The organism is Paenarthrobacter sp. 10N417, from assembly GCF_056394745.1.
In genome coordinates, this window is sequence record NZ_JBFTIL010000029.1 from 23,859 (window position 1) to 39,865 (window position 16,007).

At 62.3% G+C, this 16,007-nt stretch carries 15 protein-coding genes; 8 read left to right on the forward strand and 7 right to left on the reverse strand.

The window, feature by feature from the left end; genetic code table 11:
- The first annotated feature begins 29 nt into the window (after positions 1 to 29).
- Entirely contained in the window at positions 30 to 437 is a 408-nt protein-coding gene (locus AC1DCM_RS24645) for a VOC family protein (RefSeq protein ID WP_442003521.1), read from the forward strand.
- 129 nt (positions 438 to 566) lie between these two features.
- Here the strand turns inward: AC1DCM_RS24645 and paaZ are convergent, their stop codons facing one another.
- Both paaZ and AC1DCM_RS24655 read right to left on the reverse strand, forming a co-directional pair.
- On the reverse strand, positions 567 to 2,666 hold the full coding sequence (gene paaZ, locus AC1DCM_RS24650) for a phenylacetic acid degradation bifunctional protein PaaZ (RefSeq protein ID WP_442019051.1): 2,100 nt from the start codon (positions 2,664 to 2,666) through the stop codon (positions 567 to 569).
- A 211-nt stretch (positions 2,667 to 2,877) separates the two neighbouring features.
- Positions 2,878 to 3,582 (reverse strand): tyrosine-protein phosphatase, encoded by a 705-nt coding sequence (locus AC1DCM_RS24655; RefSeq protein ID WP_442019052.1) that lies wholly within the window; start codon positions 3,580 to 3,582, stop codon positions 2,878 to 2,880.
- Between the two features lie 249 nt (positions 3,583 to 3,831).
- Here AC1DCM_RS24655 and AC1DCM_RS24660 point away from each other — a divergent pair, with 249 nt between their 5' ends.
- From AC1DCM_RS24660 to AC1DCM_RS24690, 7 genes are all read left to right on the forward strand, one after another.
- The gene (locus AC1DCM_RS24660) at positions 3,832 to 4,854 is read left to right on the forward strand and encodes a LacI family DNA-binding transcriptional regulator (protein WP_442019053.1); all 1,023 of its coding nucleotides are present in this window, start codon (positions 3,832 to 3,834) and stop codon (positions 4,852 to 4,854) included.
- A 117-nt stretch (positions 4,855 to 4,971) separates the two neighbouring features.
- Positions 4,972 to 6,210, forward strand: a complete 1,239-nt coding sequence (locus AC1DCM_RS24665) for a sugar ABC transporter substrate-binding protein (RefSeq protein ID WP_442019054.1) — start codon at positions 4,972 to 4,974, stop codon at positions 6,208 to 6,210.
- Between the two features lie 10 nt (positions 6,211 to 6,220).
- Positions 6,221 to 7,234, forward strand: a complete 1,014-nt coding sequence (locus AC1DCM_RS24670) for a carbohydrate ABC transporter permease (RefSeq protein WP_442019055.1) — start codon at positions 6,221 to 6,223, stop codon at positions 7,232 to 7,234.
- Between the two features lie 7 nt (positions 7,235 to 7,241).
- A complete protein-coding gene (locus AC1DCM_RS24675; protein WP_442003515.1) occupies positions 7,242 to 8,105 on the forward strand; it encodes a carbohydrate ABC transporter permease in 864 nt (287 codons plus the stop codon).
- Positions 8,106 to 8,131: 26 nt separating this feature from the next.
- Positions 8,132 to 8,908, forward strand: coding sequence for a ThuA domain-containing protein (locus AC1DCM_RS24680; protein WP_442019056.1), 777 nt, complete (start codon positions 8,132 to 8,134; stop codon positions 8,906 to 8,908).
- Positions 8,905 to 10,074 carry a Gfo/Idh/MocA family protein gene (locus AC1DCM_RS24685; protein WP_442019057.1) on the forward strand — a complete coding sequence of 390 codons (1,170 nt, stop codon included), beginning with the start codon at positions 8,905 to 8,907 and terminating at the stop codon, positions 10,072 to 10,074. Before AC1DCM_RS24680 ends, AC1DCM_RS24685 begins: the two co-directional genes overlap by 4 nt.
- A gap of 20 nt (positions 10,075 to 10,094) precedes the next feature.
- Positions 10,095 to 11,306, forward strand: a complete 1,212-nt coding sequence (locus tag AC1DCM_RS24690; protein ID WP_442019067.1) for a Gfo/Idh/MocA family protein — start codon at positions 10,095 to 10,097, stop codon at positions 11,304 to 11,306.
- 88 nt (positions 11,307 to 11,394) lie between these two features.
- On the opposite strand, the gene AC1DCM_RS24695 is transcribed toward AC1DCM_RS24690, so the two are convergent.
- From AC1DCM_RS24695 to AC1DCM_RS24715, 5 genes are all read right to left on the reverse strand, one after another.
- Positions 11,395 to 12,294, reverse strand: coding sequence for an SGNH/GDSL hydrolase family protein (locus AC1DCM_RS24695; protein WP_442019058.1), 900 nt, complete (start codon positions 12,292 to 12,294; stop codon positions 11,395 to 11,397).
- Positions 12,295 to 12,474: 180 nt separating this feature from the next.
- Positions 12,475 to 13,071: a GNAT family N-acetyltransferase gene (locus tag AC1DCM_RS24700; protein WP_442019059.1), complete on the reverse strand. Its 597-nt coding sequence runs from the start codon at positions 13,069 to 13,071 to the stop codon at positions 12,475 to 12,477.
- 26 nt (positions 13,072 to 13,097) lie between these two features.
- Positions 13,098 to 13,961, reverse strand: a complete 864-nt coding sequence (locus AC1DCM_RS24705) for a 3-hydroxyacyl-CoA dehydrogenase family protein (protein ID WP_442019060.1) — start codon at positions 13,959 to 13,961, stop codon at positions 13,098 to 13,100.
- Positions 13,958 to 14,761, reverse strand: a complete 804-nt coding sequence (locus AC1DCM_RS24710) for an enoyl-CoA hydratase/isomerase family protein (RefSeq protein WP_442019061.1) — start codon at positions 14,759 to 14,761, stop codon at positions 13,958 to 13,960. The genes AC1DCM_RS24705 and AC1DCM_RS24710 overlap by 4 nt, the downstream gene beginning before the upstream one ends.
- Complete coding sequence (locus AC1DCM_RS24715) at positions 14,762 to 15,988, reverse strand: thiolase family protein (RefSeq protein WP_431116361.1); 1,227 nt, start codon at positions 15,986 to 15,988, stop codon at positions 14,762 to 14,764. It lies immediately after the preceding gene.
- Positions 15,989 to 16,007 lie beyond the last annotated feature (19 nt).

The following is a 16,007-nucleotide window of genomic DNA, read 5'->3' on the forward strand; positions in this document are numbered from 1 at the left end:
GTAAAATTTTCAGCGTAGGAGGTGGCCAAATGCATCTAGCCCTTAACACAGCCACAACCGTCCTGCCTGTCGATGACCTGAGCCGCGCACGAGAGTTCTACGCTGAAAAGCTCGGCCTTCCGCATCGCGGCAGGACCTGGGATGGAAATGATCTATTTGGCAACGACGGCGGCCCCATGCTGCAGTTGTTGCCGGTCACGGACGGTAAGCACTCTGGTCATACCGCCCTGAGCTTTGAGGTCGAGAACATCGAGCGAACTGTTGCGGAGATGGAGGCCCAAGGCGTCAAGTTCCAGGACTACGACGAGCCTGATCTCAAGACCGATAACCACATTTGCACCACGGACGCCGAGAAGTGCGCTTGGTTCATGGATACCGAGAACAATGTTCTGTGCATCCACGAGACCCTTGGCCAACAGGCCGAATACCAGCTGTAACCGTCCCCTTAAGGCAAAGCGCGTCCCCCTGGTGGGGACGCGCTTCGTTGTTATGTGAGAGAACAACCGGCCCAGGGCACGATGATGTGAGAGAAGATCCGGTAAAAACGGTCGGGATGTGAGAGAAGGTTACTTCTCCACGAGGGTCAGAACATCGTAGGTGGCTACGATTTCGTCGTTCTGGTTGGTGAGAACCGCGTCCCAGGCAACCTCGCCATATTCGTCAGTCTCACGCGGTGTGATCTTCTTGGCGGTCAACGTGACGCGGATGGAGTCGCCGGCTGCCACGGGCGTGATGAAACGCAGGTTCTCCAAGCCGTAGTTGGCCAGCACAGGACCCGGCGCGGGCTCCACGAATAACCCGGCAGCCCAGCTCAGGAGCAGGTAGCCGTGCGCGACGATGCCCGGGAAGAACGGGTTGGCCTCGGCTGCTTCCTGATTGGTGTGTGCATAGAACGTATCGCCAGTGGAGTTAGCGAAGGCCGTGATGTCCTCGAGGGTCACCTGGCGCAGATCGGAGCGAACGGCGTCGCCGATCCTCAGCGTCGAGAGGTGCTTCCGGAAGGGGTGCTCACCTTCGGTTTCCACGGTGAAATTGCGGTCGGCGCCCGTGTGCCACTGACCGGTAACGGCGGTGAGCATGTTCGGCGAGCCCTGGATGGCGGTGCGCTGCATGTGGTGCAGGACCGAGCGGATACCGCCCAGCTCCTCGCCGCCACCTGCGCGGCCAGGACCACCGTGGACCAGGTGAGGTACGGGTGAGCCGTGTCCGGTGGAGGACCGCGCGTCCTCGCGGTTGAGTATGTGGACGCGGCCGTGATGCGCTGCGATTCCGAGCACCAGCTCCTGCGCCACCGAAGGATCGTTGGTGCACACGGACGCCACCAATGAACCCGAGCCTCGGGCTGCGAGGCGGATGGCATCGGCAAGATCCGAGTATCCGATCACCGAGGAGACGGGGCCGAAAGCTTCAAGGGAGTGGACTTCTTCGGCTTCCGCGTCGGCCCAGTTGAGGAGTACGGGAGACATGAAAGCCCCGTCTTCCACGACACCCACGGTGCCCCCGACCGAGGTGACCGACGGCGAATCGAGGGACCCGTACGCAAGCTCACCACCGGCGTCGAGCATTGACTGGACGGCCGCGCGGACGTCGGCGAGCTGCTCCAGCGAAGCCAGGGCGCCCATGGTGACGCCCTCGGCGCGAGGATCACCAACCACCACACGCTCGTTAATGCGCGCACCAATGGCCGCAGAGACGTCGGAAATCAACTCCTGCGGGACGATCACACGGCGGATGGCGGTGCACTTCTGGCCGGCTTTGACAGTCATTTCGGTGACGACGGCCCGGACAAACGCGTCGAATTCCGGAGTGCCGGGAACAGCGTCCGGTCCAAGGATCGCGGCGTTCAGGGAGTCGGTCTCACAGGTGAAGCGAACGCCACCCTGGACCACGTTGTGGTGGGCCTTCAGCGAATTCGCGGTAGACGCCGAACCCGTGAAGGAGACGAGGTCGCGGAAATCCAGTTCGTCCAGGATGGTCCGGGCGGAGCCGGAAATCAGTTGAAGGGAACCCGCGGGCAGGATGCCGGACTCGACCATCGCCTTGACCGCGGCCGCCGCAACGTAGCCCGTGGGCGTGGCCGGCTTGACGATGGTGGGAACGCCGGCGAGGAATGCGGGCGCGAACTTCTCCAGCATGCCCCAGACCGGGAAATTGAAGGCGTTGATCTGCACCGCAACGCCGGGGATGCGTGTGTAGATGTGCTCACCGGCGAACGAACCATCCTTGGACAGCACCTCCATCGGCCCATCCACCACAACCTGCGAGTTGGGCAGTTCACGGCGACCCTTGGACCCAAACGTGAAAAGAACGCCGATGCCGCCGTCGATGTCGATCATGTTGTCGATCTTGGTGGCGCCGGACTGCGACGAGGACTCGTACAGCTCTTCACGCCGGCCGTTGAGGTACATGGCAAGCTCTTTGAGCTTGAGCGCACGCTGGTGGAAGGTCAGCTTTCCAAGTTCCGTTTGGCCTGTGGTGCGGCCGTAATTTACGACGGCGGCAAAGTCCAGTCCGTCAGTGCTGACGTTGGCCAGGACTTCTCCGGTGCTGGCATCACGGACCGGGACGGTTTTGGCGTCAGGAGCCGGCGTCCACCAGGCATCCTGGACATAGCTGGGGACGGTTGCAACGGCTGTGGTTTCCGGGGCGACTGCGGTAGTGGTCATCGTCGACGGGTCCTTCCAAGGCACGTGAAATCGGCTCGGTCATTGGGTCTGCGGGACCGCAAACATTACTGACCGGCCGTTCGGTAATATATACAGGGTACATGAATGCCCGGAGGAGTGCAGCAGCAATTTCGTCGCTCTCTCACATCCCACCCGATTCCAGCCGATCCTCTCTCACATCCCGCCCGATTCCAGGCATCGTTCTCTCACATCACCGCAGCTTGGCCCGGATCGCCTCCACTTCCTGGCCCGTGACGCCATTCCGCGCCAGGAATGACTCAACGTCCAGCGAACCAAGGAACATTTTCACGCCCGCACGCTTCTGCTCCAACCAGGCCTCGAACTCCTCGTCCGAAAGGTAGGGATCGTGCGCGTGCGGTGCCCCGTGGGTGCGGTGCCGCTCATTGATCCCTCGCGCGGCAAGTTCGTAGCCGCGCAGGATTTCGTCGTCGCCAAGATCGGCCAAGCGTTGCAACATGAGTGCGATCACCCCGCTCCGATCCCGGCCCGCCGAGCAGTGAATCACAACCTTGCCTGGCGAGGCGGCGATGGCCTTGAAGACGGCCGCAATCTTCTCCCCAAATAGCCTCACATAGTCGCCGTACTGCGACGGGTCCTTCAGGTACGGGCCGAAGAGTTCGCCGAAATCGCTATGGTCGGGGTCCTCCGTGGGGCAATGCACGACGTCGATGCTGGCCTTCACGTCGTCCGGCACCTTGGGATCGGTGTCGCGTTGCCGCCGCTCGCCCGAGGCGCGCAAATCGATGATAGTGCGGATGCCGTCGTCGTACATTTGGTGCCAACCGGCTGCGGTTACCCACTCGTGGCGACCCATTCTGTACACGTCCCCCGCGACCCGCCAGGCGTTCACGGCGCCATCCCAGTGGACGCCTAACTGCGGTGCTGTCCCGTCCATAGGAGCCAGCTAAGCACATTCGCCTGCAGTGATGTGAGAGAACATCCGCCCAAAGGCGACAGGAAATGAGAGAAGATCGGCCGAAAGGGCGGTGGATGTGAGAGCGGATCAGAAGGGGGTATTGCGCGGGGCGAGTGACTCATGTCATACTCGTTCTCGATGCGCATCGACGATACGTATCGACGAACACGAAACGCAAACAACAACCACAATCAAACCGTTCAGCAGAGAGCGCGAGGAGGCCAGGACATGCCCACCAGCAAGGACGTTGCCCAGGCCGCCGGCGTTGCACAGAGCACGGTTTCCTATGTTCTTAGTGGCAAGCGACCCATCTCCGAGAAGACGCGGAAAAAGGTGGAGGATGCTATCCAGCAGCTGACCTACCAGCCAAATGCCGGAGCCCGCGCGCTTGCCAGCCGTCGGACCCGCGTGATCGGCCTGGTCATCCCTTTCATCCCCGAGTTGCACATGGCGTCGATCATGGAGTTTGTGTCCGTGATCGCCAACACTGCCCGCCTCTATGACCACGACATCCTGCTGGTCACCGAGGATGAGGGCGCACCGGGGCTGCAGCGTGTGGTGGGCCAGCAGATCTGCGATGGCCTGATCCTGATGCAGGTGGAAGGCGACGACGAACGGCTCCCGGTAGTCCGCAGCCTCCACGTTCCCGTGGTGCTGATCGGCATCCCACATGATCCTTCCGGATTGGTTTGCATTGATGCCGACTTTGAAATGGCCGGCGAACAATGCGTCCAGGATCTTGCGGCAGCAGGGCACGCGGTGATCTCAGTGATCGACTGGCAGCCGGAGGTTGTCGATCGCCACGTGAACTACGTGGAACGCTTCATGTCCGGCACCAACAAGGCCGCGGAGACCCTCGGCGTCAAGGTGCTGCACCTTCCCGGAGGAACTGACCACGAGGTGATCGCGGAATCCGTGGACAAAGCCTTGGCGGAGACCACTGGAATACCTGCGTTTATCGCTCCGGACGGCACCGTTCAGGACGTTCTTCGACGGGTTCTGACCAGCCGTGGCCTGACTCCCGGGAAGGATGTCTCCGTCATCGGCAGCGCCTCCCCCACCCTTGCTGAGCTTCAGCCCATACCGCTTTCCACCATTGACCTCCGCCCGGCCGAAGTATCCCGCCGTGCGGTGAAGATTATTTGCGATCTCCTCGAAGCCGAAAACCAGGGACCAACCGAATCCCTGGAATTGGTACCCACGGTCATTACGCACCGTGCCAGCACGCTCCGTCCACCCCACGGCAGCTAAACCCTCTGCACAGCACCCTGCATCTCATCCGTTTCCAAATTCATCGATACGCATCGTCGATACGTATCGACAACCTCGTCCCCGATAAAAGCCATCCCCAGAAAAAAGGAACAGACAATGAAGTCAGCACAAAGGACAACCCGTCGTCCTCTTGCCCTCGCCGTCGCTGCGTTGGTCGGCCTGCCCCTGGCCCTCTCAGCCTGCGGGACCTCCCCCGCAGCTTCGTCGTCGGAGGCCGTCAAAGAAATCTCCGTGATGGACTACTACAACAACGAGCCGGATAAGTCCTTCATCGGCGACGCCCTGACTAAGTGCGGGACGCAGGCAGGTGTGACCATCAAGCGGGAGACCGTCCCGGGCAAGTCCCTGATCTCCAAGGTGCTCCAGCAGTCCTCCTCCAAAACGCTTCCGGACGTGCTCATGCTGGACAATCCGGACCTGCAGCAGGTTGCCGCCACGGGCGCTTTGGCTCCCTTGTCAGACTTCAAGATCAGCACGGATAACTTCGCAGAGGGTGTCCTGAGCGCAGGCACCTACAAGGACAAGGTCTATGGCCTGGCTCCCACCGTGAACACCATTGCCCTGTTCTACAACAAGGACATCCTGGACAAGGCTGGAGTAACCCCGCCCACCACCTGGGATGAGCTGAAGGCAGCCTCCGCCAAGCTCACCGCCGGCGACCAGTACGGGCTCGCGTTCAACGCCAACCCCACTTATGAAGGCACCTGGCAGTTCCTCCCGGTCATGTGGTCCAACGGCGGTGACGAGAAGAAGATCGACACCAAGGAGACCGAGCAGGCACTCCAGCTCTGGACAGACCTGGTCAAGAGCGGCTCCGTCTCTTCCTCCGCCCTGAACTGGACCCAGGCCGATGTAAAGGACCAGTTCATGGCCGGCAAAGCAGCCATGATGGTCAACGGCCCGTGGCAGATCCCGGCCCTGGATAAGCAGCCCACTCTGCAGTACGGCGTCGTAAAGATCCCCGTCCGTGAAGCCGGCCAGACGTCCGTTGCGCCGCTGGGTGGCGAAGTTTGGACGGTCCCCCAGACCGGCAACAAGGCACGCCAGGCCAAGGCCGCGGAAGTGGTTGCCTGCCTGAACAGTGACGAGAACCAGATGGCGATGGCCAAGGTCCGCAACACGATTCCTTCCAAAACCACGTTGGCGGAGAAGTTCGCCACCGAAAACCCCAAGCTCGCTACGTTCACTGAGCTGATCAAGACTGCCCGCGCCCGCACCGGCGAGCTGGGTGCAGAATGGCCGGCACAGGCAACCAAGATCTACACCGCCATCCAGACAGCCCTGACCGGTAACGCCTCGCCGGCAGATGCCCTCAAGCAAGCGCAAGGCCAGTAAGCAGCCAGCCATGTCATTGACAACAGATTTGTCGCAAACAGCGGCAGGTTCCACCGGAAAGGCCGCGGGAAAGGCCACGCGCAAGCATGGCCGCCCGGCAGGCTCGCCTACAGAAGCGCAGACACCACGACGGCGCACCCGCCAACGCCGCGAGCGCATCTTCCAGTGGCTCTTCTTGGTTCCTGCCGTGGTCTACATGGCACTGTTCTTCGGCTACCCCGTGGTCAAGAACGTCGTCATGAGTTTCCAGGACTACACCACGGCTACGTTCTTCACCGGAGAAGCCCCGTGGGTAGGGCTGGCCAACTACGTAACTGTATTGTCGTCGTCGTTGTTTTCCACCTCACTGCTGAACACCGCGCTGTTCACGGTGGGTTCCATCCTGGGCCAGTTCGTGATCGGGCTGGCGTTGGCGATCTTCTTCCAACGCAAGTTCCCGCTCAACGGAATCCTGCGCTCGCTGCTCCTGCTGCCTTGGCTACTGCCGCTGATTGTCTCGAGTGCCGTGTGGCGTTGGATCCTGGACAAGGACAGCGGAGCTCTCAACCGTTTCCTGGGCGATCTGGGCGTCATCAACACGGGCGTTCCGTGGCTGACCAGTACCTCGTTGGCTTTGATCGCTGTGGTGGGAGTGAACATCTGGATTGGCATCCCGTTCAATCTGACCATCCTCTACGGGGGCCTGCAGGAGATCCCGGACGAGCTTTACGAGGCCGGGTCCCTGGATGGCGCCACAGGTTGGAAGGCGTTCCGGCATATCACCTGGCCAATGCTCCGTCCCGTGGTGAGCGTGGTGCTGGTGCTCGGCGTCGTCTACACGCTGAAGGTGCTGGACATCATCCTGGGCCTGACCAACGGTGGCCCGGCGAACTCGACCCAGACCATCGCTACCCAGTCCTACGACCTCTCCTTCCACGAATTCAAATTCGGCGAAGGCGCGGCCCTGGGCAACGTGCTGGTGATCATTTCCCTGGTGTTCGCGGTCCTGTACCTGCGGGCAAGCCGACGTGCTGTGGATGAGTGAGGAAACCATGACAACCGTACTGAAAGCACCCACACTCCGGCCCAGCAGGGCAAAGGCGCCGGCAGGAAACCGCAAGAACTGGGGCTACACGGCGCTGGCCATCTTCTTCCTGGCCATCATGCTGTTCCCGGTCTACTGGATGATCAACGCCTCCCTGCAGCCCAACGGCACTACCTTGGAAACCTCGTGGCTGCCCTTGAAGCCCGACTTCACCGGCTATGCCACAGCCATCAGTGAGCAAGCCGGGAACCTCGGCACGAGCCTGATCATCTCTCTGGGCAGTGTGGCATTGAGCCTGGCAATCGCTGCCCCGGCGGCCTACGCGCTGGCCTATTTCAAGGTTCGCGGCGCAGGAGTTGTCCTCTTCGCGATCCTCATCAGCCAGATGATCCCGGGCATCGTGGTGGCCAACGCCCTCTACACGGCCTACAACGATCTTGGGCTGCTCAACTCCATTCCAGGCCTGATCCTCGCGGACTCGGCACACGGAATTCCGTTCGCCATCCTCATCATCCGGGCGTTCATGAACGGCATGCCGTCGTCCGTGATCGAGGCAGCGCGGGTGGACGGTGCGGGGCACGTCCGGGCGTTCTGGTCGATCGTGATTCCGCTGAGTCGGAACTCGCTGATCACCGCGGGCCTCTTTACGTTCCTGTTCGCCTGGAGCGACTTCCTGTTCGCCCTGACCCTGACCACCACGGAAGCGGTCCGCCCCGTCACCCTGGGCATCTTCCAGTACATCGGCGCCTACGTGAACGACTGGAGTTCAGTGATGGCGACGGCGGTACTCGCCTCCATCCCGGCCATCGTCTTGTTGGTCGCGGCCCAAAAATACATCGCCGCTGGCACCACCGGCGGCGCGGTCAAGTAGACCCTCACTCATCAGAAGGAAAAATCATGCCTGAAACAAGCAAGCCCATCCGCGTCACCGTTTGGAGCGAAAACCGTCACGAGAAGCGGGACGAACTCGTGGCACGCCTGTACCCGGAAGGAATGCACGGCGCAGTTAAGGCGGGCATCGAGGAGAACCTGGGTTCCGGCGTCGAGGTTCGCACCGCGACCCTGGACGAACCCGAGCATGGCCTCACGGAGGAAGTCCTCGCCAACACGGACGTCCTCACCTGGTGGGGGCACATGTCCCACGCCGACGTTGAGGACGAAATCGTGGAGCGCGTCCACCGCCACGTGCTCGCGGGCATGGGCCTGATTGTGCTGCACTCCGGGCACTGGTCCAAGATCTTCACCAAGCTCATGGGCACTAGCTGCACCCTGCGCTGGCGCTCCGAACACGACCGCGAACTCGTCTGGACAGTGGACCCGACCCACCCCATCGCCAAGGGCGTGCCGCACCCCATCGTGATCCCTGAGCAGGAAATGTACGGCGAATTCTTCGATATCCCCACGCCGGAGGAACTGGTGTTCATCAGCTCGTTCAGCGGAGGCGAAGTGTTCCGTTCGGGCTGCACGTTCCGGCGCGGACACGGCAAGATCTTCTTCTTCAGCCCCGGCGACCAGGACTACCCCGTCTATCAGCACAAAGACATCCGCCGGGTCATCGCCAACGCCGTCGAATGGGCCGTCACTGACCGTCCCGAGCGCGCCGTCCCTGAGCTGCTTCGCTACGAAACCAACGACTTCTTCAACGGCAAGAGCTACCAAGGAGCAAACGCGTGAGCACGCCTTTCGCCATCATCCCCGACGACGGCACTCCCCTTCGCGTCGTAGTGGTCGGCGCCGGGGGCATGGGCCGCGCCTGGCTTCGAACCGTTGAGTCGTCACCGTTGGTGGAACTTGTGGGCATCGTGGATCTGGATCTCGCCACCGCCGCCGAGGCTGCAGCTTCGCTCGGCCGTCCAGACCTTCCGGTGGGTGCCGGCACAGCGGCGCTGGCGTCCGACGTTGGAGCCCAGGCGATCATCAACGTCACCGTTCCTGCCGCGCATCATCCGGTCACTACCGAGGCACTCGCTGCCGGCTTGCCGGTTCTTGGCGAAAAGCCCGTGGCCTCCACAGTGGCGCAAGGGCTTTCCCTGGCAGCCGCGGCTGAGCTTCACGGCCAGCTGTTCATGGTCAGCCAGTCCAGGCGCTACAACCGGCAGCTCTTCGAAGCCAAGCGGCTGTCCGGGTCCCTGGGTGCTGTTGGCATCGTCTCTGCCGAGTTCTTCAAGGCGCCGCACTTTGGCGGATTCCGTGATGCCATGGACCACCCCCTGCTGCTGGACATGGCGATCCATCAATTCGACATGGCCCGGTTCCTGCTCGACGCCGATCCCGTCTCTGTTTTCTGCGAGGAGTACAACCCCTCGTGGAGTTGGTACCGCGGTGATGCCGGGGCCACGGCCGTGTTCGAAATGACCGGCGGCGAGCGCTTCGTGTTCAACGGAAGCTGGTGCAGCCCGGGCCAGGAAACCTCGTGGAACGCCTCGTGGCGGATCAGCGGCGAGCACGGCACGGTCTTGTGGGACGGCGACAATGAGCCTGTTTCCTCTGTTCCTGTTTCCGGCGATGCTGGCAGTTCTGAGGATCCCGGCCAGGAAATCGCTGGTTCCCTGCGCGACTTTGTATCTGCAGTCCGCACGGGAAGCACCCCGATGGGGCAGGTGCACCAAAACATCATGAGCCTGGCCATGGTGGAGGCGGCCATCCTGAGTGCGGCCAACGGCACCCGGGTTTCCGTGGACACGCTGCTTGAGGACTCGTACCAACAGGCACTACTTGCCGAGCGGGACCCGGCCGTGTTGGAAGTTTTGAAGTCCTGGACCTCGGTTCGCAGTGCGCTTGCGGGAGGCAGTGCGCTTACGGGAGGCAGTGCGCTTGCGGGGGAAGGCATTCGGCTGTGACTCGGAAGCTGCGGGTGGGCATGGTGGGCTACTCCTTCATGGGCGCCGTCCACTCGCATGCTTGGCGAACGGCGCCACGCTTCTTCGATCTCCCACTTGCGCCCAAGCTGACGGCGCTGGCTGGCAGAAATGCTGCTGCTGCTCAGGCGGCCGCGGCCAAGCTCGGTTGGGATTCCGTGGAGAGCGATTGGCGTCGCCTGATCGAGCGCGATGACATTGACCTGATCGATATCTGTTCCCCGGGCAACACGCACGCCGAGATTGCGATTGCTGCCCTGGAAGCCGGCAAACACGTGCTGTGCGAGAAACCCTTGACCAATAGTGTGGCTGAGGCTGAGAAGATGACCGCTGTGGCATCCTCGGCCGCCGAGCGGGGCGTGTACTCGATGTGCGGGTTCACGTATCGGCGAACTCCTGCACTGGCCCTTGCTAAGCGGATGGTGGACGAAGGCCGGTTGGGAGATCTCCGGCACGTCAGGGCCCAGTATCTCCAGGATTGGTTGTCGGATGCGGACGCGCCCCTGACGTGGCGCCTGGACAAAGCAAAGTCCGGGTCTGGCTCACTGGGTGATATCGGCGCCCACAGTATCGACGCCGCACAGTGGATCACCGGGTCCAACATCACAGGGGTTTCAGCCCTAATGGAGACGTTCGTGAAGGAGCGGCCAATCGGCGGTGACTTCGTTGGGCTCGGCGGTCACCGTGGCGCAGACGGTCCGCGCGGTCCGGTAACTGTGGACGACGCCGCGATCTTTACGGCCCGTTTCGGCGGAAAGACGCCCGACGGCGGTGACCCAGCCATAGCGGGTGGCGGCACGACCGCCGTCGGGCGTTCCACCTACGGCGGCCCGATCGGAGTGTTCGAGGCGACTCGGTTTGCCCTGGGAAGGAAGAACGCCATGCGGCTGGAACTCAATGGCACGCTCGGCTCGTTGGCTTTCGACTTCGAGGACATGAACTCGCTGTCCTTCTACGATGCCTCCGACGAGGACGCCGGTTTCCGACGGATCATCGTGACGGAACCATCGCACCCTTACGTCGGGAACTGGTGGCCCACCGGACATGGCCTGGGCTACGAGCACGGATTCACGCATCAGGTGGTGGACCTCGTGAACGCCATCGCTGAGGATCGCCAGCCGGAGCCATCCTTCTCTGATGCGTTGCAGGTCCAGAAGGTGTTAGCGGCAGTGGAGGCCAGCGCCGAGGCTGAGAGCCGCTGGCAGAAGGTGTGAGCTTGCGTCCGGCCTGCATGAACGTCGCGAACCCGCTGTTTCGTTGTTGGGCAACAACGAAACAGCGGGTTCGCAACGTCCTAGTGGTCTAACGCTTGGCGAGTTGAGTCAGCTTCACCGAGGAGAGCAAAGCAGACGCATACGCCTGGTGTCCGGCGCTGTTCGGGTGGAAGTTCGCATCCAGGAGTGGCTGGGTGAGATCCAGGACGATCCATGGGTTGGCTGAGTTGACCGCATGCCCAAGGAACCGCTTGGTCATATCGATGAACACCGCGTTGGTCCCGCTCTCTTGCACCGCCTTTGCAATAGTCGCGTTGAGGGCATCAATGGCCATGTTCACCTGGATCTGGTTCGCGACCGGCACCACTGTGACGCCACCAATAACGATGTCGCCTTGGGACGGATCAAACAGGCGCGGATAACCAAGAACAGCGATGACGGCGTCCGGGGCCGCCTGTTGGATGGCCTGGTAAGTGATCTCAAGTCCGGACTCGATCACAGGAAGATTGGCGATGATCCCGGAAACGGTGGCCGCGCATAGCTGGGTATTGGGCGTGGAGCAGTTCTGCAAAGCGAGCAAACTGCCGGCATCCACGGCACCAGCTGTGACGCTGACCAGATCAGCACCAGCCAAGGCCTGCTGCCCAGCGAAGATTTGTTGACCGACAGTCGGCGTCACTCCGTCATAGAAGGGTGGGACGGGGAACAACACGGCTCCATGACACGCCAAGTTGGCCACCAAGGTGACCTTTGGTGAGGCGTCCACCAGGTCAACGTAACCACCGGGGCTTTGCCAGCAAGCCACGGGTGGCCTGCTCAAGCCCCCCGCACCAGTCCCCGCCGTGTATGAATCACCGAGCGCCACATACGTGACAGGTGGCGGCGGTGCGGCGGTGGCCGGACTGGCCGTGAATCCCAGGGTGAGTGCCAGGGCGGCGAGTCCGCCTGCAAAAGCCAAGTGCCGGCGTCGTGCTCGATGAGTTGCCATGATGCTTCCCCTTCATACTGCTCTTTTGGGGCTCCGGTGGTCCGATAAACAGGATCACTTAGCGGCACGCCCACCCGTCGGCCGCGTACGGGGCAATGTGTTGGCCAGATTACGCCCGGCAGGCAGCGCGGTACAGGCCCTGTGGCTACCCTATTTTTCGGCTTCCACGTTCCTGCTCACCTATGCGCCGTACTTGGCCAGCCTGTATTCCAAGCCGTTCCGCACCGCCGGCCATTCGTGTTCCAGTATGGAGAACACCACGGTGTCGCGGAGGGTGCCGTCCTTGCTGCGCGAGTGGTTCCGGAGCACACCGTCCTGCTTGGCGCCGAGTCGGGCGATCGCGTCGCGGGACTGGTGGTTGAGCCAGTGCGTACGGAATTCGACGGCGGGGCAGCCAAGGGTCTCAAAGGCATGCCGAAGGAGCAGCAGCTTGGAGTCGGGGTTGGTGCCCGTGCCTTGGACGGACGCCGCGTTCCAAGTCGAGCCAATCTCAACGCGCGGGGTGGCGGCGTCAATGTTCATGTACGTCGTCATCCCGATGACCTTGCCCGTGCTGTTGAGCCTGGTAGCGAAGGGCACCATGGACCCTTTTGCCTGCAGGTCCAGCCGCCGCTCAATCTCGGCAGCCATACCTTCCGGCGTGGGCACGGAGGTGTACCAGAGCTTCCAGAGTTCACCGTCCTTGGCCGCCTCCACAAGGTCGTCGTGGTGATCTGGCCGCAAGGGTTCAAGGGTCACGAATTTGCCGGTCAGGGTAATGGGTTCAATCGAGGTCACCCGGTTAGCCTAACCCGCCCCGGGCTTCAGTCGTTCCAGTCGAAGAAGCCCTTGCCCGTTTTGCGGCCAAGCTCCCCGCGGGCCACCTTGTCCCTCAGGATCTGCGGCGGAGCGAAGCGGTCACCCAGCGTGGAATGCAAGTACTCGGCGATACCCAGACGAACATCGAGACCGACGATGTCCGTGGTCTTGAGCGGCCCGGTAGGGTGCTTGTACCCGAGGACCATCGCGGCGTCGATATCCTCCGCTGAAGCCACGCCCTCCTCAACCATGCGCATCGCTTCCAAGGCAATAGCGACGCCCAGCCTTGAGGACGCAAAGCCCGGCGCGTCATTAACGACGACGGCCGTCTTGCCGAGTGCCTCCGTCCAGTTCTTCGCCGCTTGGGCGAGTTCGGGCGAGGTCTCCTTGGCCAGCACCACTTCGATGAGGGTGGAGGCGGGCACCGGGTTAAAGAAGTGCAGGCCGATGAAGTTGGCTGGCCTGCGGAGTGCATTCGCCAAGTCCGTCACGGACAACGACGACGTGTTTGAGGCAAGGAACGCATCAGCGGAAAGGTGGTCTTCCACCGCTTTCAAAGCGGTGACCTTGAGATCGTAATCCTCGGGCACAGCTTCTACCACCAGGCCACAGTGGATGAAGGATTCGTAGTCCGTCGACGTGCTGAACCGGGCCATGGCTTCGTCAGGGGTTTCGCTCAGCGTGCCGCGGGCAGCGGACTTGGCAACCGCATCAGCGACCCGGCCCTGCGCTCCGGCGGCTGCCTCGTGATCCCTCTCCACGACGATGACCGTGGCGCCCTTGGTCAGGAACGCGTGCGCGATACCGGCACCCATCCGGCCACCACCAAGAACTCCAACAACGTGGGGAATCGCGGGAACTGCTGTCATTTCTGGATCCTGTCGTCGTTGGCAGTCGTGGATGAGCTGGCGGCCTTCGCCGATTTCTTATCCAGGAAAGCCTGCATCCTGTCGAACTTGGCCTGGGATTCGAAGAGGATCCCTTGGGCAAGGGTATCGATCAGTGGGTGCGCTTCCGCAGGAGCGTGGAACACCGACTTGGTAATGCGGACGGCAAGGGGGTCCTGGCGGCCGATCCTGTCAGCCAGATTGTGCGCGGCCTCCATAAGATCAGGGGCTTCGTGAATCTCGGTGATCAAGCTGATTCGCAGCGCTTCCTCGGCCCGCAACACGGCGCCGGCGAGGAGGATTTCCTTGGCCTTCGGTTCACCCACAAGCTCCTTGAGCCGCCAACTGGCACCCGCTGCAGCAAGGATTCCCAGCCCTGTTTCGGGGTTGCCAATCCGGGCACTCGGGGTCCCGATGCGGAAGTCCGCCGCATAGGCAAGCTCCGCACCGCCACCGAGGCAATAGCCGTCCAAAGCTGCGATGACGGGCATGGGCAGCTTGGCGATGCGCATGAAGATAGTCGAGTTGATCCCCCGCAATGCGTCATCCCGCCGGCGTTCCCGGAGCTGTCCAATGTCCGCACCCGAGGCGAAGACGCCGTCCGTGCCCGCGATGATCAGCACCTTGGGGTTGCGCTCCAGCTCGGCACAAACGAGGTGCAGTTCATCCACCATGGTTTGGTCGATCGCGTTGCGTACTTCGGGACGGTTGAGAAGAACAGTGAGCCTGTCGTCGCGTTCCTCGAGGAGAAGTGTGCTGAAGTCTTCCTGGTTCAGTGCCATTTACACGCCTTCCAGCAGCATTGCCGTGCCTTGGCCCACGCCGATGCACATCGTGGCAAGGCCAAGCTTCGGTCCATTGTTGCTGGCAAGCTCCCGCTCCATGCGGCCCAGAAGGGTAATGGCCAGACGCGATCCGCTGGAACCCAGCGGGTGCCCCAAACTGATGGCACCGCCGTCGTTATTGACGATTCCCGGGTCCAGCCCCAGGCGCCGCATGCTGGCAAGGGACTGGGTGGCAAAAGCTTCGTTGAGTTCTACTGCGCCGAGCTGGTCCACGGTAAGGCCAGTGCGGGCAAGGACCTTCTGCGTTGCCGGAACAGGACCGATGCCCATGATTTCCGGCTCACAGCCTGCCGAAGCGCCATCGATGATGCGGGCGCGAGGCGTCAGCCCGAACTTCTTGATCGCTGCCTCGGAGGCCACGATGATGGCAGAGGCGCCGTCGTTGAGGCTGGAGGAGTTGCCTGCGGTGACCACGGAGCCACCGGGGACTACTGGCCGAAGCCCGGCCAGGACATCCATGGTGGTGCCTTCGCGGGGACCTTCGTCCGTGTCCACAACGGTCTCGGACTTGCGGGTCTTCACGGTGACCGGAACGATCTCGTCCTTGAACCGGCCGCCTGCAATGGCTGCCAACGCGAGCTCGTGCGAGCGGACAGCGAAAGCGTCTGCATCCTCGCGGGAGATGTTGTCCACGCGGCCCACTTCCTCCGCGGTTTCAGGCATGGAGTAGGTCATCTTGCCGTCACGGGAGAGCTCGCCCTTGGTGAAGAGCGGGTTGACGAAGCGCCAACCGATGGACGTATCGAAGATCTGGCCCGGCTTGGCGAATGCAGCGGTGGGTTTCTCCTGCACCCAGGGTGCCCGGCTCATGGATTCGACCCCACCGGCCACCACGATGTCCGCGGCGCCGGACTTGATCATCTGGCTCGCCATGATGATGGCGCTCAGGCCCGAGGCACAAAGCCTGTTAACCGTGATGCCCGGGATGTGGAGGGGAAGTCCCGCGAGGATGGTCGCCATGCGTGCGACGTTGCGGTTCTCCTCGCCGGCGCCGTTGGCGTTGCCGAGGATTACCTCATCAATGGAGTCAGGATCGACGCCGGCACGCGCCACTGCTTCACGGACCACCAGCGCGGCGAGGTCGTCAGGACGGACGGAGGACAGTGCCCCGCCGTAACGACCAACCGGCGTCCGTGCGCCGCCAACAAGAAAAGCCTCGACCATGAGAACATCCTTCGCGAAG